Origin of the sequence: Sphingomonas beigongshangi (genome assembly GCF_016820445.1) — a bacterium.
GTDB classification, from domain to species: domain Bacteria; phylum Pseudomonadota; class Alphaproteobacteria; order Sphingomonadales; family Sphingomonadaceae; genus Sphingomonas; species Sphingomonas beigongshangi.
Genome location: NZ_JADHDT010000010.1, coordinates 31,931 through 50,229, shown reverse-complemented (window position 1 = coordinate 50,229; position 18,299 = coordinate 31,931). Strand labels below are relative to the sequence as shown.

Here is an 18,299-nt window from a genome sequence, read left to right as displayed (position 1 = left end):
TGCGCTCCGCCGGTGGGAGCGGCCGCGGCCTATCGGGACCAGCGCGCCCAGATTGCGGTGGGTAGCGTGATGCCGCGGGCTTCCTCGCGGACCCCCAATTCCCCCGCCTCCACGGTGCCGGGCAAATCCGCGAAGACCTGCCGCAGCATCTCGCCGATCGCCAGCGCACTCATGCGCACGGCATAAACGGTGAGAAACAGAAACCGCGACTCGGCGTCGAGCAACTTGCGGCAGTCCGCGATCAGGCGCGGCAGATCCTCCTCCAGCCTCCACACCTCGCCCTCCGGCCCGCGGCCGTATTTGGGCGGGTCGAGCAGGATGCCGTCGTACCGACGGCCGCGCCGCACCTCGCGCGCGACGAACTTCGCCGCGTCGTCGATGATCCAGCGGATCGGCGCGTCGGACAGGCCGGACAGCGCCGCATTGCCGCGCGCCGCCTCCACCGATTTCTTGGACGCGTCGACGTGCACCATCCTGGCGCCGATGCTTGCCATGGCCAGCGTGCCGACGCCGGTATAGCCGAACAGGTTCAAGCACTCCGGCGCGTCCATGCCGTCGACGCGTTCGCGCATCCACCGCCACACGGGCGCCATGTCGGGGAAGAAGCCGAGGTGCCGGAACGGCGTCGTCTGCGCGGTGAAGCGGACCTGCTCCCACTTCATCGGCCAGCCGTCGCGCGGCACCGGCTCCGCGAAGACCCAGCGGCCGCCGCCTTCCTCGTCGGAGCCGGGCACGAACTCGCCCTGCGCGCGCCAATCGGTGGTCGCCGGCGCCCACATCGCCTGCGGTTCCGGACGCACGAAGCGGAAGCGGCCGTAGCGCTCCAGCTTGCGGCCGTGGCCCGAATCGAGCAGCCCATAGTCGGACCAGGGCGCGCCGATCATCGTCTCGATCTTCATGCGCGCGGCGTCGCCCGCTGCGCGATATAGGCCGTGACGGCGTCGAACGTGCCGGGCAGCGACGCATAGCGCTCCTCGCGGTCGAACAGGTCGCCGAGCCGTGCCGGCAACGTCGGACGAGCCCCGGTCGCGCGCTCCACGGCGTCGGGGAATTTGGCCGGATGGGCGGTCGCCAGCGTCACGACCGGTACGTCCAGCCCGGCTTCGCGCGCGGCGGCGAATGCAATCGCGGTGTGCGGATCAAGGATCTCGCCGCCCTGTTCGGCCGCCCAGCGCATCGCCATGGCCATGCCGTCCGCATCGATTCGCGCGGGCACGAACAGGTTGCGCGCGAAATCGGCCTGGGCGTTGGTCAGCCGCATGGTGCCGTCGCGCTCGAAGCCGGCCATCTGCGTCGCGAGGGCATGCCCGTCGCGACCGTTGGCATCGTACAGCAGCCGTTCGAAATTGGACGAGACCTGGATGTCCATCGACGGTGTCGCGGTCGGAACGGTGGTGCCGCGGCTGTAGTCGGCGGCGGAGAGGGCACGATAGAGGATGTCGTTGACGTTCGTCGCCACGATCAGCTTCGCGATGGGCAGTCCCATGCGCGCCGCGACATAGCCGGCGAAGACGTCGCCGAAATTGCCGGTCGGGACGGAAAAGGCGATCGGCTGCTCCGGTGCGCCGAGGCGGACGGCGGCATGGAAGTAATAGACCACCTGCGCCATCAGCCGCGCCCAGTTGATCGAATTGACCGCTGACAGGCGGAACCGGCTGGCGAAACCGGCGTCGTTGAACATCGCCTTGACCAGCGCCTGCGCCGTATCGAAGTCGCCGTCGATCGCGATATTGTGGACGTTGGGCGCCAGCACCGTCGTCATCTGGCGTCGCTGGACATCGGACACGCGCCCCGCGGGGTGCAGCATGAAGATGTCGATGCCGGCGCGGCCCGCGACCGCGTCGATCGCCGCCGACCCGGTATCGCCGCTGGTCGCCCCCACGATCGTCACCGGCGCCTCGCCGCCGGAGAGGAAGCGCTCGAACAGCTGACCGAGCAATTGCAACGCGACGTCCTTGAACGCGAGCGTCGGTCCGTGGAACAGCTCGAGCAGCCACTGGTCGTGGTCGAGCTGGACCAGCGGGGTCACTGCGGCATGGGCGAAGCGGCCATAGGCGGCGGTGCATAGCGCGCGCAGGTCGGCCTCGCTCAGGCTCCCCGCGACGAACGGCGCCATCACCGCGACGGCAGTGTCGACATAGGACAGGCCGCGCAGGCCAGAGATCGCCTCCGGGCTCAGGGTCGGCCAGGCTTCGGGCACGTAGAGGCCGCCGTCGCTGGCCAGTCCGGCGAGCGTGACCTCGCGGAAGTCGAGCGCGGGCGCGGACCCGCGGGTGGAAACGTAACGCATCAACGGCTCCGGCGTCGGCTGACCGCGAGTGCATAGATCACGGCGGCGATGGCAGCGAAGAAGAACCACTGCACCGCATAGGAGAGATGGTTGTTCGGCACGCTCGATAGGTCCGGTTTGCCATTGGGGGCAAGCCCCGGCGGTGCGCGATCGGCGACGAGGAGCATGTCCTGCGGGCGATGATCGAACAGGGTGGCGAGCAGCGGACGCGCGTCGGGCGCATGGCTGACGAAGCCCGTCACCATGCCGCCGCGCCAGTCGCTGTGGAACCGGGGATCGTGCGTCGTGCCGAGCTGGACGGCGAAGCCGGGACCCTCCGCGCCGGTACGGCAGGCGACGATGACGCGATACCCCGCGGCGCCCGCCCCGGCGAGCCGCTGCCCGACGGGTTGCAGGCACATCGCGCTGGTGCGGCGGAACAGCAGCCGGTCGTCGGGGAAGCGGGGGAAGGCGACCGGCGGCTTGGCGGGGTTCTGCGCCAGTTGCGCCAGATACGCTTCCTTCTTCGGCAGACGGTCGAGCAATTGCCAAAGGCCCAGGCCGATCATCGCGGCGACGGCGAGCGCGACGACCAGCGTCGGGATGACAGGCAGGCGCTTCACGGCGATCACTCCCCGACGCTTGTATCGATCCGACCCTCGCGCGCGGCGTTGCGATATTCGGCGGCGAGCAGGGCGGCCTTGGCGAGGCGCAGGCTCCAGATCACGCCGGCGAGCGTCACCGGGATCCAGATCAGCATGTGCAGCCAGAGCGGCGGGTGGAGCTTGATCTCGACGATGATCGCCATGGCGACGACGATGGTGCCGAGGATCAGCGTGAGGAAGGCGGCGGGGCCGTCGCCGACGTTGAACTGGGTGAGATCGAGCCCGCAGGCACGGCAGCGCGGCGCGAAGCGAATCCAGCCGTCGAAGATCGCGGGCTTGCCGCACCGCGGGCAAAGACCCCTGGCGCCGGCTTCCAGCACGGCGCGTGCCGCGCTTTGCGGCACGGGCGCGGGTGACGGATCGTCCATCAGATCGTCACCCGCTCATGCCGTCAGCCGCCGTGGACCGGCGCGCCCCAGCCACCCCACACATAGATGGTGACGAACAGGAACAGCCAGACGACGTCGACGAAATGCCAGTACCAGGCCGCGGCCTCGAAGCCGAAATGCTGGCGCGGCGTGAAGTCGCCCTTGTAGGCGCGGATCAGGCAGACGATCAGGAAGATCGTGCCGATCAGCACGTGGAAACCGTGGAAGCCGGTCGCCATGAAGAAGGATGCGCCGTAGTTCAGCCCCTTGAAGGGGAAGGGAGCGTGCGCATACTCATAAGCCTGGATCGAGCTGAACAGCACGCCCAGCACGACCGTCAGCCACAGGCCCTTCAGCACGCCGTCGCGATTTCCCACGCCGAGCAGGCCCCATAGGCCCGTCTTCTCGCCGCCGCGCTGGTTGTGGATCAGCGCGTGATGCGCCCAGGTCACCGTGGTGCCGCTGGTCAGCAGGATCAGCGTGTTGAGCAGCGGGAACTCGAAGGCGTTGATCACCTCCAGCCCCTTGGGCGGCCATTGCGCGGCGATCGCCGCAGCACCCTCTGCCGCGCGCTCGACCTGGCCGTCGACGAAGCTCATCGCGGTCGGGAACAGCGAGAAATCGAAGAACGCCCAGAACCAGCCGACGAAGAACATCACCTCGGAGGCGATGAACAGGATCATGCCATAGCGGAAGTGCAGCTGCACGACGGGCGTATGGTCGCCGTGATGCGCCTCTCGCACCACGTCGGCCCACCAGCTGTACATGGTGAACAGCACGCCCGCGAGGCCGGCGAAGAAGATCCAGCCGCCGCCGTTGGCCTTGTCCGCCGCCAGATGGCCGCCGTGCATCCACATGATCGCGCCCGACGCCATGACGAGCGCGGACAGCGAGCCGAACAGGGGCCATATGCTGGGTGGCAGGATGTGATAGTCGTGGTTCTTGGCGCCGGCCATCGTCGTGTCCCTGTTATACCCTCTCTTGCCGGCGACCCTAGCTTGGCGTCTTGCCGGAATCTACCGGGTAAAACGTGTAGGACAGCGTGATCGTCTCGACGTCGCTGGCATCCGGGTCCTGAAGGATCTTCGGATCGACGAAGAAGATCACCGGCATGCGCGCCGTCTCGCCCGGCTTGAGCGTCTGCTGGGTGAAGCAGAAACATTGTATCTTGGTGAAATACTTCCCCGCCTGCGAAGGCGTGACGTTGAACGTCGCGCTGCCGGTGATCGGCTTGTCGCTGGTGTTGGTGGCGAGGAAGAACGCCATGTCGCGCGCACCGATGTCGACCGTGTCCGACGGATTCTCCGGGCGGAACCGCCACGGCATGTGCGGCGCGACGTTGGTGTCGAAGTCGATGCGGATCTTGTGGTTGACCGCGCCCGGCGCCGCGAGGCCGCGCTGCGTCGTGCCGTTCAGCCCCGTCACCTGGCAGAACAATCGATAAAGCGGGACGCTGGCCCAGGCGACGCCCGTCATCAGGCAGATGCCGAGCACGGCGAACATCGCGGTGCGCAGCTGGCGGCGGGTCGTCGGATCCGCCGGCGCGCTCATACCATGCCCTGCCGGATCTTGGTCAGCGCGATCGCGAAGACGAGGATCGCGAACGCACCCAGCAACAGCGCCATGACGAGCGCGCGCGACTTCTGCCGCCGGCGGATCAGGTCTTGATCGTCGGGGGTCATGCCATCACCCAGCGGTCGACGACCAGCGCGCCGAACACCACGAAAAGATACAGGATCGAATAGCTGAACAAGCGCTTCTCCGGCTTCATGCGATCGTCCGCCTGCGTATGCCGCGTCGCGACGCGCAGCGCCAGCAGCGCGAAGACCAGCGTCGTCACGGTCGCGACGATGCCATAGATCGCGCCGGTCAGGCCCAGCGGCCAGGGTGCGATCCCCGCCAGCGCCATGGGAATGGTGTACAGCCCGATCTGGTGGCGCGTGACGCGCTCGCCCGCGACGACGGGCAGCATCGGGACGCCGGCATTGGCATAATCCGTCTTCACGAACAGCGCGAGCGCCCAGAAGTGCGGCGGCGTCCACAGGAAGACGAGGCCGAACAGCAGCACGGGCAGCAACGCCACGTCGCCCGTCGCTGCCGCCCAGCCGATCAGCGGCGGAAACGCGCCCGCCGCGCCGCCGATGACGATGTTCTGCGGCGTCCGCCGCTTAAGCCAGACGGTGTAGACGAGGACGTAGAACAGGATCGATACGGTCAGGATCGCCGCGGCGGCGAGGTTGACCGCAAATCCCATCAGAATGACCGAGAAGGCGGCCAGACCGACGCCGAAATGCAGCGCCGACTGCCGGTCCATGCGGCCCGCGGGCAGGGGGCGCTGCTGCGTGCGTCGCATCGCCGCGTCGAGGTCGGCCTCATACCATTGGTTGAGCGCGCCCGCCGCGCCGGCGCCGAGCGCGATGCACAGGATGGCGGTGAAGCCCAGCACGGGATGAATGGGCACGGGCGCCGCGAGCATGCCGCACAGGCCGGTGAAGACGACGAGCGTCATCACCCTCGGCTTGGTCAGCGCCAGGAAATCGCGCCAGTCGGCGGGGATCAGGAGAGGCGTCTCGGCCGTCGTCATGGCTGCGGCTATACGCATCCAGGGGAGGTGGGGGAAGGGCGCCGCCGCCCGCGGCGCACGAACGTACTGATCGAGGTCAACGGCGCCGAGTCGCACTGGAACGTTGGCGAAAACAACGGGTTGCCCGGGTCGATACGGGAGAGATCACTTATGGCAACGCGGATCGCGGACGCGCCCTCACGAGGCTCGCAATTCCTGACGGACAGCTTCCAGCGCGGCCTTGCGCATTGGAACCGCGAACGGCTGGAACCGGGCTTTCCCGATGCCGACTGGCAGCGGACGCTCGACCGCGACGTGCGGATGCAGCGGCTCGAAGGCGGTTTCCTCGAGGAGCTGCGCGAGGAGGTGGCGGACGAAGCCGCAACCGCGCCGACCGACGTCGACGGCTTCATCGCCTGGTTCGAGGCGCTGAAGGCAAGCGGGCCCGGCCAGCACGACCCCCTGTTCCCCTGGCTCGCCGACCATGCCGATCTCGACCAGCTCCGCTGGTTCTTCGAACAGGAAGCGGCGGGCGAGGCCGGTTTCGACGACCTCGTCGCGATGACGCAGGTCAAATTGCCGAAGCTTCCCAAGCTGGAGCTGGCGCGGAACTATTGGGACGAGATGGGCCGGGGTCAGGCCGCCGGCATGCATGGCCCGATGCTGGACGCGCTCGTCGAGACGCTGGATGTCGACCCGGTCATCGAGAACACGCTGTGGCAAAGCCTGTGCCTGGCCAATGCGATGACGGCGATGGCGACCAGCCGCCGCTACGCATGGCAGTCGGTCGGCGCGCTCGGCGTCATCGAGCTGACTGCGCCGGATCGTTCGGCCGCAACGGCGAAGGGCCTCAAGCGGCTCGGCTTCTCAACGAAGGAGCGCCGATATTTCGACCTGCACGCGGTGCTAGACGTCAAGCATTCGGAGGACTGGAACCGCGAGGCGATCCGCCCGGCGGTTGAGGAGGATCCGCGTCGCGCGACCGCGATGGCCGAGGGCGCGCTGATCCGCCTCAAGTGCGGCGAGCGCTGCTTCGCGGCCTATCGCGCTGTGCTCATGCAGTGATTCGAGCGGGCTCGCGCCTGCTCCAGCCTTATACGAAGCCCAGGTTCCAGCTCGACGCGTTGTAATTGCCCATGTTGGGCAACACCGTCGTCAGGTCGCCATTGGCGATGCCGAACCAGCTCGCCAGCGTCGCGGCATATTGGTCGACGGCGATCGACGGCAGCAGCCTGCCCTGGCCGACGTCGTCCGCGGTGCCGTTCCCGATCGCGGGCGGCGTGCCGTAGAAGCGCTGGCCCTTCACGGCGCCGCCCATGACGAAATGGTGGCTGCCCCAGCCGTGGTCGGAACCGTCGTCGTTCGATTGCAGCGTCCGGCCGAAGTCGGAGGCGGTGAAGCTGGTCACCTTGTCGGCGACGCCTAGCGCCACGGTGGTGTCGTAGAAGGCGCGCATCGCATCGGCGACCTTGCCGATCAGCCCCGGATGCTGGGCGACGAGATTGTCGTGCAGGTCGAAACCCCCGATGGAGACGAAGAATACCTGCCGCTTCGCGCCCAGTTCGGACGAGACGGAGATCATCCGGGCCACCATCTTGAGTTGATCGGCAAGGCTGTTGCCGCTCGGGAACAGCGAGAAGCCACTGGCCGGCGCATTGGCCAGCGCGCCGGCGACCTGCGTGTAGGTGTCGAGCGCCCGTTTCGCCACGCGGGCATGTTCGCTCGCGAACATGTTGGCGTTGCCGCCCGTCATCAGGCTGCGCAGCGTCGCCGCCGCGGTGGTCGACCCGTACAGGCTGGACGCATTGTTGATCAGCGCGACCGGGCCGCCGGTGCCGACCGAATATTGCACCGCCGATTTGCCGGTCAGATAGACCGCGTTGCCGCTGGTGTTGATGCAGGTCAGCGTCGAGGCGCCGTTGCCGCTCTGGAACAGATCGCCCGTCCGGCCGCCCCAGCCCGACGTCGCGCCTTCCGGATTGGACGCCTGGAAATAGCTTTGCTGGTCGTTGTGGCTGAACAGCTTTGGCGGCAGCCTGACGCTGTTCGCCTGATATTGCGCCTTGGTCGTCGGTTGGACGAGCGTGCCGACGTTGAGGACCACCGCCAGCTTGCCCTGATTGAACAGCGGCATCAGCGATCCCATCGTCGGCGCGAGCGCATATTGGCGCCCCCCCGCCAGGTCCCCCGCGGGCGACAGCACGGTATTGGCCAGCGAATCGCGGGTCAGCGCGATATTGGCGCGCGCGGCGAGATACTGGTTGTAGCTGGCCTGGTCGTAGGGCGGCAAAGTGTTGGCGTAATCGTTGCCGCCGTAGAGAAAGATGCAGACCAGCGCCTTGTAATCGGTCGCGGTCGCCGCCGCGGCTTCGCCGATCGCGGCGAGGCTGGTGACGAAGGGCGTGGCGACCCCGGCGAGGCCGAGCGCGGCGCCGCGCTTCAGAAAGGCGCGGCGGCTTTGGCAATCATGATCCATGTCAGCGCACCGTGATGAATTCGGGGGAGGCGAGGGTCAGCAGGATCGCGACGTTCACGCGGTTCTGCGCGGCATTGGTGGCGGTGGTCGCGATACTGTCGACCGCGGCACGGATCGCGGTGACGGTCGTGCCGCTCAGCTGGCCGGCGGCCAGGACCAGATTGACCTCGTCGACCAAAGCGGCGCTGTCCGACGCCTTGGTCAGGATCGCCGTATAATCCGCCTTCACGTCGCCGGTGCCGTTGGCGACCAGCCCCTGCATATAATTGACGTAGGCGACGACGCTCTGTTCGTTGGTGATCTGGAATTCGGGCGCGACCAGGCCCGCGCTGGCGATCGCGGTCGCCGGCGGCGCGTAGCCGGGCCTGAAGAAATTGAAGACGGTCTGGCTGCGGCCCATCGACTGGGCCAGCCGGCTGGACATGTTCGACGTATCGCCGATTGCCCAGGCATTGGAGGGCGAGGCGACGCCGAATGCCCGTGCCCAGGCGGTGAGGCGCATGACCGGCTCGCGCAATTTGCCGGCGGTCGCGCTGGTCAGTGCCGCATCGCTGCGGGCTTCGGTATCGAGCAGGATCGCCTTGATCACCGCCTTCATGTCGCCGCGCACGCCCGATCCGTTGTCGGCGAACGTGGCGGCGACCCGGCCGACATAGGCCGGCGACGGGTTGCTGGTGACGAGCCGCTGGATCAGCTGCCTCGATACGAACGGCGCGATGTTGGGATGGGCGAAGATCGTGTCCAGCGCGGTCTTGACCGCCGCCATGCCGCCGCCGCTGACGCTGGTGCCGAGGAAGCTCGCGCTGCCGGTTTCGTTGATCGCGGCGTTCATCACCAGTGGCTGGCGATACCGATCAGGTGTCGTGGAAACGGAGCTGGCGAGGCTGAGGCCGGTGAAGACACGGGCGAGACCGGAGACGTCGGCCTGCGTATAGGTTTCGAGGGGCGTTCCGGATGCGCCGACTTTGACGCTGCCGTCCATGTTGAGCTGGTACAGGCCCAGCGTGAACAGCTGCATCAGCTCGCGTGCGTAATTCTCGTCCGGCTGCGCGCCCGTTGCCGGATTTGCCTTGCGGTTGGCGAGGAAGGTGAGGAACGATCCCATCGCCGCATTGCTCGTGATCGCATCCATCAGCGTGCGATAATTGCCGAACGCATTGTCGAGCAGCACGTCGACATAGGCGGCGGTGGCGAACTGTTTCCAGTTGAGGTTCACGCCGCCGATCCCGACGACCAGCATGTCGAGCAGCGCCATGCCGACGCGCTGGCGCAGTTGGTCCGGCTCCGCGATCAGCTGGCGCCACATCGTCGCGTCGAAGCCGGCCTCGCTGTTGATGTTCGCGGCGACGTTATAGCCGTTGGCGACCAGCCAGTCCCAGTGCGACGTCGCACGCGGCATCGCGAACTGATCGTCGATCCAGCCTTCGAACCGTCGGCTGACGACCGTATCGATCATGCTGCGCGTGGCGCCCATCGTCGCCTGCGCCAGGAAGCGGCTTGCCTGCGCTGTGGTGATCGCCGCGGGCGCCACGACGACGGGGGCACTCGGCGCCGTCGCGCTGGTGCCGCCGTCGCTGCCGCCGCATGCCGCCAGCAGCGTGGCGGCGCCGATCACGGTCGCAGTCTTCGCCGACAAGGCGGTCGCTCCCGCCGCTGCCGTTACACCCGCCTCCTCGACGGGCGTCGATCCGCCCGCGCCATCCGCGTCCAACATGTCGTCTCTGGTCCCCACCCCGCGCGCCGGCGACCCTCCCGCCGGCGCACCCGAGATACGCCAAACCCTAGCCGTGCAGACGTTAACGAAGAAGGTGAACGACTTACCGCTCGCCGCAAAAAGGGCCGGGCTGGTCGTAGGCGTAACGAAAAACGCCCCGGCAGTGGTGCCGGGGCGTCTTCGAGCAGGCCGGAAATGGTTGACGATCGGAAGGGGCGGGGCGTCGCTATCTGCCCCGTGCCTTCCGATCCGTCAGTCGATCTTCGGCAGGGTCTCGAACTGGTGATACGGCGGGGGAGAGGACAACGTCCATTCCAGCGTCGTGGCGCCTTCGCCCCAGGGATTGTCCGGCGCCTTCGGTCCCGCGATCAGCGAATAGATCACGTTGACGAAGAAGATCGCCATGCCCGCGGCCATGATCTCATAGCCGTGGCTCGCCAGCGCGTTCCAGGTCGCATAGGCATCCGGATAGTCCGGATAGCGGCGCGGCATGCCCTGCAGGCCCAGGAAGTGCATCGGGAAGAACAACAGGTTCACGCCGATGAAGAACACCCAGAAATGCAGCTGGCCGAGGAACTCGTTATACATCTTCCCGAACATCTTCGGGAACCAGTAATAGAAGCCCGCGAACAGGCCGAACACCGCGCCGAGGCTAAGCACGTAGTGGAAGTGGGCGACAACGTAATAGGTGTCCTGCATATAGTCGTCGATGCCGCCATTGGCGAGCACGACGCCGGTCACGCCGCCGACGGTGAACATGAAGATGAAGCCGATCGCCCAGACCATCGGCGTCTTGAACGACAGCGAGCCGCCCCACATCGTGGCGATCCAGCTGAAAATCTTGATGCCGGTCGGCACCGCGATCACCATGGTGGCGGCGGTGAAGTACATCTTCACGTTCACCGACAGACCGGTGACGAACATGTGGTGCGCCCAGACGACGAAGCCGACCACGCCGATCGCGACCATGGCATAGGCCATGCCGAGATAGCCGAAGACGGGCTTGCGGCTGAACGTGGCGATGATCTGGCTGACGATGCCGAAGCCCGGCAGGATCATGATGTACACTTCGGGGTGGCCGAAGAACCAGAAGAGGTGCTGGTACAGGATCGGGTCGCCGCCGCCGGCCGGGTCGAAGAAGGTCGTGCCGAAATTGCGGTCGGTCAGCAGCATGGTGATCGCCGCGGCGAGCACCGGCAGCGCGAGCAGCAGCAGGAAGGCGGTGACCAGCACCGACCAGACGAACAGCGGCATCTTGTGCAGCGTCATGCCCGGCGCGCGCATGTTGAAGATGGTGGTGATGAAGTTGATCGCGCCGAGGATCGACGAGGCGCCGGCAAGGTGGAGCGACAGGATCGCCATGTCGACGCTGGGGCCCGGTTCGCCATAGGTCGACAGCGGGGCGTACACCGTCCAGCCGGTGCCTGCACCGCCGAAGAAGGGCGAGGCGAGCAGCAGCGAGAAGGCCGGGATGAGCAGCCAGAAGCTGACGTTGTTCATCCGCGGGAAGGCCATGTCGGGCGCCCCGATCATGATCGGCACGAACCAGTTGCCGAAGCCGCCGATCATCGCCGGCATGACCATGAAGAAGACCATGATCAGGCCGTGCGCGGTGATCAGCACGTTCCACAGGTGGAGCGCGTGGTCGAGTCCGCCGTCGCCGCCGGGCAGCCAGTTCGCCCAGCCGACCAGATATTGGATGCCGGGCTTGGCGAGTTCGGCGCGCATCAGGCCGGAAATCGCGCCGCCGATGATCCCCGCGACGATCGCGAAGATCAGGTACAGCGTGCCGATGTCCTTGTGGTTCGTCGACATGAACCAGCGGGCGAAGAAGCCGGGCTTATGGTCGGCATCGTGGTGCGCATGATCGTCGTGGGCGACGAAATGCGCGCCGTGGGGGGCGTGGAGTGCGGTATCTGTCATCTTACTGTCCCGCGTTGCCGACCGCCCCGTTGGCGGTCGCACCTTGCGATGAAGTGGGAGCGGCGGCGGTCGTGTTCTCGACCGGGCCGGTGGCGGCGTCGGCGGCCTTGGCCTCCGCCTGCTTGGCGGCGGAGCCGTCGGCGCCCGGCTGCGGGATCACCTTGTCGGACGGCGCCTTGCCGCCCGGCATCGTACCGCCCTTCGCCTTGACCCAGGCCGCGAACTGCGCCGGGGGCACGGCCTCGACCGCGATCGGCATGAAGGCGTGGCGCGCGCCGCACAGTTCCGAGCATTGGCCGAAATAAAGGCCGGGCTGCTTGATCGTGAAGCTCGTCTCGTTGAGGCGGCCGGGCACCGCGTCCAGCTTGATCCAGAAGGCGGGGACCGCCCAGCTATGGATCACGTCCTGCGACGTGGTGATCAGCCGGATCGGCACGCCGACCGGCAGGACGATGCGGTTGTCGGCGGCGAGCAGGCGCGGGCCGTCCGCGTCGGTGCGGTAGCGGGCGCCCGGCGCCAGCGTGGGATCACCCTTTTCCTTCAGCATGTTGGCGGTGATCTCAAAGCCGCCGTTGTCCGGATATTGGTAGCTCCAATACCATTGGTTGCCGATCGCCTTGAGCGTCACCGCGCCGGCGGGTGCCGGCTTGAACTGCGCCTGGAGCAGCCCGATCGACGGAATGGCGATCAGCACCAGGATGACGACCGGGGCGAGCGTCCAGATCACCTCGATGAAGGTGTTGTGGCTGGTCTTCGACGGCACCGGATTCGCCGCACGGCGATAGCGGATCACCACCCAAACGAGCAGCAGCAGCACGAAGATCGAGATCACCGAGATCAGCGGCAGCAGGATGCTGTCGTGCATCCAGTGCGCGAACTGGCCGTTCGTCGTCACCTGGGGCTGCAGGCCGATGCGGCCGTCGATGGGATGGCCGACGTCGGGCGCCGCGGTCATCGCGGGGGCGCCGTCCATCGCCAGCGTCGGCGAGGCGGGCGCGGCGGGCGGCGTGGCGTTCGCCGTCGTCGGCGCGATGGTCGAAACCTTGCCGGGACCGGCCGCGGCCTGCGGGGCCGGGGCCGTCTGCGCCGTGGCACCCGCCTGCGGCGCCGCTCCTGCCGGGACCGTTCCGAGACCGGCCAGCGCCAGCCCGGCGGCCACGGCCATCCCCCTCATCCTGTTGCGCATCTGTGTCGTCACCCCGTTCAGTGCCCTCGTCCTAAGCGGCCTTCGGAGCCGCTGGTGCCCGTCGTCCGGTCGGCCCTCGGCCGTTTGCGGCACGCCTTTCGCGCCCCTTTTGCCACGGCCTATACGCGGCGGCTAGGCCCGCCTCAAGCGCCGCCGTCGAAAAGCGCGCGTCGGCCCGCTTGGCGCGCGGCCGGCGCGGTCCTATGGACGCGCGCGACGGCTCGCCCGCCGCTATAAGGAAAGCCGATGACCGACGACGACGTCCTCGCCGAATTCCGTGCCGCCGATGCGTTGCTGGAGGGGCATTTCATCCTTTCGTCCGGCTTGCGCTCGTCGCGCTATCTTCAGTGCGCGCGCGTGCTGATGGACCCGCGCCGCGGCGCGCGGCTGAGCGAGGCGCTCGCCGCGCGCATCCCCGCGGACCTGCGCGACCGGATAACCGCGGTTGTCTCGCCGGCCATGGGCGGGGTCATCGCGGGTCACGAAATGGCGCGCGCACTCGGCGTGCCGGCGATGTTTGTCGAGCGGCCGACCGGTACTTTCGAACTGCGCCGCGGCTTCCGCCTTGATGAGGGGCAGGCGGTGCTGATGATGGAGGATGTCGTGACGACCGGCCTGTCGAGCCGCGAAGCGATCAAGGCGATCGAGTCGGCTGGCGGCTGCGTGATCGCGGGCGCCGCTCTGGTAGACCGGTCGAACGGCCAGGCCGACATCGGCGTGCCCTTCTTCCCGCTGATCCGGCTGGACGTGCCGACCTATGAGCCCGACGCGCTGCCGCCCGAACTGGCGGCGATCCCCGCGATCAAGCCGGGGAGCCGGGCGGCGGCATGACCGGCGTTGCGTCCCGCCTCGACGATCGCCGGCTTCGCCTGGGCGTCAACATCGATCACGTCGCGACCGTGCGCAACGCGCGCGGCAGCGGCTATCCCGACCCCGTTCGCGCCGCGCTGCTCGCGGCGGAGGCCGGCGCGGACGGGATCACCGCACACCTGCGCGAGGATCGCCGCCACATCACCGATGCGGATATCGCGCGGCTGGCGGCCGAACTGACGATCCCGCTCAACCTCGAGATGGCGGCGACCGACGAGATGCTGGGCATCGCGCTGCGCCATCGCCCCCACGCGGCGTGCATCGTGCCGGAAAAGCGCGAGGAGCGGACCACCGAGGGTGGCTTGGACGCGGCGGGACAATTCCATCATCTGGCGCCGATGGTCACCGCGCTGGCCGAGGCGGGCGTGCGGGTCTCGCTGTTCATCGAGCCGGACGCCGCGCAGATCGATGCCGCGATCCGGCTCGGCGCGCCGGTCGTGGAGCTGCACACCGGTCGCTACGCGGAACTGGATGGCGAAGTGCGCAGCGAGGAACTGCGTCGCCTGTCCGACGCCGCGGCGCTCGCGGCGAAGAACGGGATCGAGGTGCATGCGGGCCATGGCCTGACCTATGACAATGTCGGGCCGATCGCGGCGATCCCGCAGGTGCGCGAGCTCAACATCGGCCATTTCCTGATCGGCGAGGCGCTGTTCGTCGGCCTGGACGAGGCGGTCCGCCGCATGCGCGCCGAGATGGATGCGGCGCGGTGAGGATGGCGGCGTGATCGTCGGTCTCGGCTCCGACCTGTGCAACATCGAGCGGATCCAGGCATCGCTCGACCGGTTCGGCGCGCGGTTCGAGCAGCGCGTGTTCACCGAGCAGGAGCTGGCCCGCGCCGAGCGGCGGCCTTTCACCCGTGCCGGTACGCTCGCCAAGCGCTTCGCCGCCAAGGAGGCGTTCTCGAAGGCGGTCGGCACCGGTTTCAAGGCAGGCGTGTTCATGAAGGACATCGGCGTCGTGAACGCCCCGTCCGGCGCGCCGACGCTGGCGCTGACGGGCGGTGCGAAGGAACGCCTTGACGCGATGGTTCCCGAGGGCCACGTCGCCCGCATTCACTTGACCCTGACCGACGATCATCCCTGGGCGCAGGCCTTCGTGGTGATCGAGGCGATCCCCGACCCCAAGGCATGAAGGAAGCGGTGTTGGACACCAGCGAAACGGCCGAGCGCACTGCCCCGACCCCGGCCCCGGTCGCAGCGACGACCGACACGCCCCCCGCGAAGAAGGGCACGGACTGGTGGGGGGAGATCAAGGGCATCTTCTGGCTGGTGCTGATCGTGCTCGGCTTCCACAGCTTCATCGCCAAGCCGTTCTACATCCCGTCCGAATCGATGCTGCCCGGTCTGCGGATCGGTGACCGTCTGGTCGTGTCGAAATTCGCATACGGATGGTCGTTCGTCTCGCCGACGATTCCCGATCCCGTCGCGATCTTCGAATCGGTGGTGCTCCGCAGGCCTGTCGAAAGCTGGAGCGTCGGCCTGCCCTTCATCCATGGGCGCCTGTTCGGCCGGCTGCCGACGCGCGGCGACGTCGTCATCGTCACGCCGCCGGGGACGCACAACGACTATATCAAGCGCGTCATCGGCCTGCCCGGCGACACGCTGGCGGTACGCGGCGGCACGGTGATCCTGAACGGCAAGCCCGTCGCCCGCGGCCCCCTCCACTATGTCGACCTGCCCGTCGACACCAACAGCCCGTGCAGCGAAACCGATTATTTCGGCGCGAAGCGGCCCGCACCGGGCGGCGGCTACGTCTGTCACCTGCCGATCGTCACCGAGACCCTGCCCAACGGTCGCCGTTACGACACCGTCGACCTCGAGCCCGACAGTCCCGGCGACAATTACGGGCCGATCACGATCCCCGCCGATCACGTCTTCCTGATGGGCGACAATCGCGACCGTTCGGCGGACAGCCGCTTCGCGCTGAGCCAGCTCGGACTGGGGGGACCGGTGCCCTACGAGAACCTTGGCGGCCGTGCGGAGTTCATCACGTTCAGCCTCGACGGCGACGCGACGCTCAACCCGCTGACCTGGTGGGGTTCGATCCGTTCGCATCGGGCGGGGATTTCGCTGCATCCGCAGCAGACGCAATAAGGGGATACCGATGGCCACGGATACGCCGCTCGTGCAGGAGCCAAGCCCCAACGAGCTGCGCGATCCGTTCATCCGGCGGGAGCTGAAGCGCGCCAGCGTCTGGTTCGGCATGGCCGGCGCGATCGCACTCACCGTGCTGCTGATCCAGCCTTTGCTCATCATCCTCGCGGGCATCGTCTTCGCGGCGCTGCTCGACGGCGGCGTCCGTCTGCTCGGCAAGGTGCTGCCGATCGGGCGCGGATGGCGGCTGCTGATCGTCGTGCTGCTCGTCGTCGCCTTCCTGCTCGGCACCTTCTACCTCACCGGCGTGCAGGTCACCGAACAGGTGACGCAGCTGCGCTCGACACTGGAGGCGCAGGCCAACCGCTTCACCAGCTTCCTCAGCAAGCAGGGACTGATGCCCGGCGCGTCGGACCTGAACGGCATCGCCAAGCAGGCGCTCGGGTCCGTCGGGCGCGTCACGTCCTGGGTCGGCACGGCGATCGGCGCCATCACCAGCCTGTTCATGATGCTGGTCCTTGGCCTGTTCCTGGCGATCGAACCCGGCGTCTACGAACGCGGGCTGCAGTGGCTGGTGCCGACCGACGCCCGCCCCGAATTCGCGCGCACCATCCGTCGCATGGGCGTGACCCTGCGCAAGTTGCTCGCCGGCCGGCTCGTCGGCATGGCGTTCGAGGGCGTGTTCACCGGCATCGCGCTCGCCATCGGCGGTGTGCCGATGGCGATGCTGCTCGGCATCATTGCCGGCATCCTCGCCTTCATCCCCAATATCGGCGCCATCATCACCGGCGTCCTGATGGTCGCGGTCGGCTTCAGTGCGGGGACGCACACCGGCATCTGGGCGCTGGTCACCTATCTCGTCGTCCAGACGATCGACGGTTATGTCGTCGTGCCGATGGTCGCGCGCCGCACGGTCGACCTGCCGCCCGCGCTGACGCTGGGCACGCAGATCATGGCGAGCGCGCTGTTCGGCATCCTCGGGCTGGCGCTTGCCGATCCGATGACCGCGATGGTCAAGACTGCGCTGGAGCGTAGCGCCGAGCGCGAAGGCGAACAGGCGGGCGAATAAGCGAGTCGAACAGCCGCAGGTAGCGCGCGGCGGAGTCGCTGCCCGGTTGCGGCACGGGGTCGGGGCGCGGCGCCGCAAGCCAGTGCGACAGGGCGGCGGCGAGGGCATCCGCGTCGTCGCGCGCGACGATGCTGCCGAGCCGCCGATCGCCGACGATTTCCGCCACCGCCGGGCTCGAATCGGTCGTGACGACGGGCGTCCCGACCGACAGCGCCTCGCGGAGCACCCCGGGCACGCCCTCATAGTCCGACGGCAAGGCCAGCATCGAGGCGCGCGCCATCGCGGGCAGCGGATCCGCGGCATGGCCGAGCAGACGGACGCGCCCGGTCAGGCCGAGCTCCGCGACCTGCCGCTCCAGCGTCGCGCGCAGCTCGCCCTCGCCCAGGATCGCGAGATGGACGTCGCGCGGCAGGGCGGGCAGCGCGGCGATCAGGCGATCCCATCGTTTCTGCGGCACGAGCCGGCCGACGCCGAGCACGAAGCGTCCGTCGGGCAGGGGCGGCATCGGCGCGTCGACGACCGGCGGGGCCGGCGGATTGGGGATCACGCTGGTGCGGTCGTGCATCCGGGTCAGCCGCCCCGCCTCCGCCGCCGTGGCGGGCGTCATCGCGACGAGATGATCGAGAAACCAGCCGTGCTGCGTCAGCCAGGCGCGGTGGCCGAGATCCAGGATGGCGCCGTGGTCGCCACGCGCGGCGGCGTTCGACATCTTGCCGACGATCGGCGGACAGTCGGCCCCCAGCCTCAGCTTCGTCCAGGCGGCGATGGCCGTATAGAAGTTGCCGGCGCAGAAGATCACGTCCGGCCGTGCCTCGCGCACGATGGCGGGCAGGCGGAATTGCGCCATGTACGCGGCAGAGCCGAGCGATACGACCTCCAGCCCGTGCGGCATTTCGGCCGCCAGCGGTCCGTCGGTGTCGCCGACGACGAAGGTGACACGGCGTCCTTCGGCCAGCCAGCTTCGTGCGAGACGCAATTGCGCACGCTCGACGCCGCCGCCGGAAAGGTCACAGGCATAGGTGAGGATGTGGTGGGCGATCATCGGTGGTGCCGCCCTCCTGCCACAGCTTGGCCACATACGAAAGTTACGGCGATTTCATGTG

Annotated in this window: 19 protein-coding genes; 6 read left to right on the top strand and 13 right to left on the bottom strand. The window is 68.0% G+C overall.

Annotated features, from left to right (window positions below; translation table 11 throughout):
* Positions 1–29 precede the first annotated feature (29 nt).
* From IQ292_RS16450 to IQ292_RS16420, 8 genes are read right to left on the bottom strand one after another with little or no spacing between them, the layout of a single operon-like run.
* Positions 30–899 (bottom strand): class I SAM-dependent methyltransferase, encoded by an 870-nt coding sequence (locus IQ292_RS16450; protein WP_203311417.1) that lies wholly within the window; start codon positions 897–899, stop codon positions 30–32.
* Positions 896–2,290 (bottom strand): threonine synthase, encoded by a 1,395-nt coding sequence (thrC, locus tag IQ292_RS16445; protein WP_203311416.1) that lies wholly within the window; start codon positions 2,288–2,290, stop codon positions 896–898. The genes IQ292_RS16450 and thrC overlap by 4 nt, the downstream gene beginning before the upstream one ends.
* The gene (locus IQ292_RS16440; RefSeq protein WP_203311415.1) at positions 2,290–2,892 is read right to left on the bottom strand and encodes an SURF1 family cytochrome oxidase biogenesis protein; all 603 of its coding nucleotides are present in this window, start codon (positions 2,890–2,892) and stop codon (positions 2,290–2,292) included. The genes thrC and IQ292_RS16440 overlap by 1 nt, the downstream gene beginning before the upstream one ends.
* Positions 2,893–2,897: 5 nt before the next feature.
* Positions 2,898–3,302, bottom strand: a complete 405-nt coding sequence (locus tag IQ292_RS16435) for a DUF983 domain-containing protein (RefSeq protein ID WP_203311414.1) — start codon at positions 3,300–3,302, stop codon at positions 2,898–2,900.
* A 23-nt stretch (positions 3,303–3,325) separates the two neighbouring features.
* A complete protein-coding gene (locus tag IQ292_RS16430) occupies positions 3,326–4,258 on the bottom strand; it encodes a cytochrome c oxidase subunit 3 (RefSeq protein ID WP_203311413.1) in 933 nt (310 codons plus the stop codon).
* Between the two features lie 37 nt (positions 4,259–4,295).
* A complete protein-coding gene (locus tag IQ292_RS16425) occupies positions 4,296–4,853 on the bottom strand; it encodes a cytochrome c oxidase assembly protein (RefSeq protein WP_203311412.1) in 558 nt (185 codons plus the stop codon).
* On the bottom strand, positions 4,850–4,984 hold the full coding sequence (locus IQ292_RS17840; protein WP_275298340.1) for a hypothetical protein: 135 nt from the start codon (positions 4,982–4,984) through the stop codon (positions 4,850–4,852). Before IQ292_RS17840 ends, IQ292_RS16425 begins: the two co-directional genes overlap by 4 nt.
* Positions 4,981–5,886, bottom strand: a complete 906-nt coding sequence (locus IQ292_RS16420) for a heme o synthase (RefSeq protein WP_203311411.1) — start codon at positions 5,884–5,886, stop codon at positions 4,981–4,983. The genes IQ292_RS17840 and IQ292_RS16420 overlap by 4 nt, the downstream gene beginning before the upstream one ends.
* Before the next feature lie 150 nt (positions 5,887–6,036).
* Here IQ292_RS16420 and IQ292_RS16415 point away from each other — a divergent pair, with 150 nt between their 5' ends.
* On the top strand, positions 6,037–6,930 hold the full coding sequence (locus IQ292_RS16415; RefSeq protein ID WP_203311410.1) for an iron-containing redox enzyme family protein: 894 nt from the start codon (positions 6,037–6,039) through the stop codon (positions 6,928–6,930).
* A 28-nt stretch (positions 6,931–6,958) separates the two neighbouring features.
* Here IQ292_RS16415 and IQ292_RS16410 read toward each other — a convergent pair whose 3' ends face one another.
* From IQ292_RS16410 to coxB, 4 genes are all read right to left on the bottom strand, one after another.
* On the bottom strand, positions 6,959–8,341 hold the full coding sequence (locus IQ292_RS16410; protein WP_203311409.1) for a DUF1501 domain-containing protein: 1,383 nt from the start codon (positions 8,339–8,341) through the stop codon (positions 6,959–6,961).
* A 1-nt stretch (position 8,342) separates the two neighbouring features.
* Positions 8,343–10,055, bottom strand: coding sequence for a DUF1800 domain-containing protein (locus tag IQ292_RS16405; RefSeq protein ID WP_203311408.1), 1,713 nt, complete (start codon positions 10,053–10,055; stop codon positions 8,343–8,345).
* Positions 10,056–10,307: 252 nt separating this feature from the next.
* A complete protein-coding gene (gene ctaD, locus IQ292_RS16400) occupies positions 10,308–11,978 on the bottom strand; it encodes a cytochrome c oxidase subunit I (protein ID WP_203311407.1) in 1,671 nt (556 codons plus the stop codon).
* Between the two features lies 1 nt (position 11,979).
* On the bottom strand, positions 11,980–13,152 hold the full coding sequence (gene coxB / locus IQ292_RS16395; RefSeq protein ID WP_203311406.1) for a cytochrome c oxidase subunit II: 1,173 nt from the start codon (positions 13,150–13,152) through the stop codon (positions 11,980–11,982).
* Positions 13,153–13,410: 258 nt separating this feature from the next.
* Between coxB and pyrE the strand changes: the two genes are divergently transcribed.
* Genes pyrE through IQ292_RS16370 form a run of 5 tightly spaced genes read left to right on the top strand, consistent with a single transcriptional unit; the run spans position 13,411 to position 17,196 of the window.
* Positions 13,411–13,995: an orotate phosphoribosyltransferase gene (gene pyrE / locus IQ292_RS16390; RefSeq protein ID WP_203311405.1), complete on the top strand. Its 585-nt coding sequence runs from the start codon at positions 13,411–13,413 to the stop codon at positions 13,993–13,995.
* Positions 13,992–14,744: a pyridoxine 5'-phosphate synthase gene (locus IQ292_RS16385; RefSeq protein ID WP_203311404.1), complete on the top strand. Its 753-nt coding sequence runs from the start codon at positions 13,992–13,994 to the stop codon at positions 14,742–14,744. The genes pyrE and IQ292_RS16385 overlap by 4 nt, the downstream gene beginning before the upstream one ends.
* A gap of 10 nt (positions 14,745–14,754) precedes the next feature.
* Entirely contained in the window at positions 14,755–15,165 is a 411-nt protein-coding gene (acpS, locus tag IQ292_RS16380; protein ID WP_203311403.1) for a holo-ACP synthase, read from the top strand.
* Entirely contained in the window at positions 15,162–16,127 is a 966-nt protein-coding gene (lepB, locus tag IQ292_RS16375; protein ID WP_203311402.1) for a signal peptidase I, read from the top strand. The genes acpS and lepB overlap by 4 nt, the downstream gene beginning before the upstream one ends.
* Before the next feature lie 10 nt (positions 16,128–16,137).
* On the top strand, positions 16,138–17,196 hold the full coding sequence (locus IQ292_RS16370; protein ID WP_203311401.1) for an AI-2E family transporter: 1,059 nt from the start codon (positions 16,138–16,140) through the stop codon (positions 17,194–17,196).
* Here IQ292_RS16370 and IQ292_RS16365 read toward each other — a convergent pair.
* Positions 17,141–18,238: a glycosyltransferase gene (locus tag IQ292_RS16365; protein ID WP_203311400.1), complete on the bottom strand. Its 1,098-nt coding sequence runs from the start codon at positions 18,236–18,238 to the stop codon at positions 17,141–17,143. The genes IQ292_RS16370 and IQ292_RS16365 overlap by 56 nt on opposite strands.
* Positions 18,239–18,299: the final 61 nt, after the last annotated feature.

Bases quoted from the DNA above. Each gene is read 5' to 3' on its own strand.
- IQ292_RS16450 (WP_203311417.1), bottom strand. From the start codon at position 899: ATGAAGATCGAGACGATGATCGGCGCGCCCTGGTCCGACTATGGGCTG.
- IQ292_RS16415 (WP_203311410.1), top strand. From the start codon at position 6,037: ATGGCAACGCGGATCGCGGACGCGCCCTCACGAGGCTCGCAATTCCTG.
- ctaD (WP_203311407.1), bottom strand. From the start codon at position 11,978: ATGACAGATACCGCACTCCACGCCCCCCACGGCGCGCATTTCGTCGCC.
- thrC (WP_203311416.1), bottom strand. From the start codon at position 2,290: ATGCGTTACGTTTCCACCCGCGGGTCCGCGCCCGCGCTCGACTTCCGC.
- IQ292_RS16425 (WP_203311412.1), bottom strand. From the start codon at position 4,853: ATGAGCGCGCCGGCGGATCCGACGACCCGCCGCCAGCTGCGCACCGCG.
- IQ292_RS16405 (WP_203311408.1), bottom strand. From the start codon at position 10,055: ATGTTGGACGCGGATGGCGCGGGCGGATCGACGCCCGTCGAGGAGGCG.
- IQ292_RS17840 (WP_275298340.1), bottom strand. From the start codon at position 4,984: ATGACCCCCGACGATCAAGACCTGATCCGCCGGCGGCAGAAGTCGCGC.
- IQ292_RS16365 (WP_203311400.1), bottom strand. From the start codon at position 18,238: ATGATCGCCCACCACATCCTCACCTATGCCTGTGACCTTTCCGGCGGC.
- IQ292_RS16435 (WP_203311414.1), bottom strand. From the start codon at position 3,302: ATGGACGATCCGTCACCCGCGCCCGTGCCGCAAAGCGCGGCACGCGCC.
- IQ292_RS16420 (WP_203311411.1), bottom strand. From the start codon at position 5,886: ATGACGACGGCCGAGACGCCTCTCCTGATCCCCGCCGACTGGCGCGAT.
- IQ292_RS16370 (WP_203311401.1), top strand. From the start codon at position 16,138: ATGGCCACGGATACGCCGCTCGTGCAGGAGCCAAGCCCCAACGAGCTG.
- lepB (WP_203311402.1), top strand. From the start codon at position 15,162: ATGAAGGAAGCGGTGTTGGACACCAGCGAAACGGCCGAGCGCACTGCC.
- IQ292_RS16430 (WP_203311413.1), bottom strand. From the start codon at position 4,258: ATGGCCGGCGCCAAGAACCACGACTATCACATCCTGCCACCCAGCATA.
- coxB (WP_203311406.1), bottom strand. From the start codon at position 13,152: ATGAGGGGGATGGCCGTGGCCGCCGGGCTGGCGCTGGCCGGTCTCGGA.
- pyrE (WP_203311405.1), top strand. From the start codon at position 13,411: ATGACCGACGACGACGTCCTCGCCGAATTCCGTGCCGCCGATGCGTTG.
- IQ292_RS16410 (WP_203311409.1), bottom strand. From the start codon at position 8,341: ATGGATCATGATTGCCAAAGCCGCCGCGCCTTTCTGAAGCGCGGCGCC.
- IQ292_RS16385 (WP_203311404.1), top strand. From the start codon at position 13,992: ATGACCGGCGTTGCGTCCCGCCTCGACGATCGCCGGCTTCGCCTGGGC.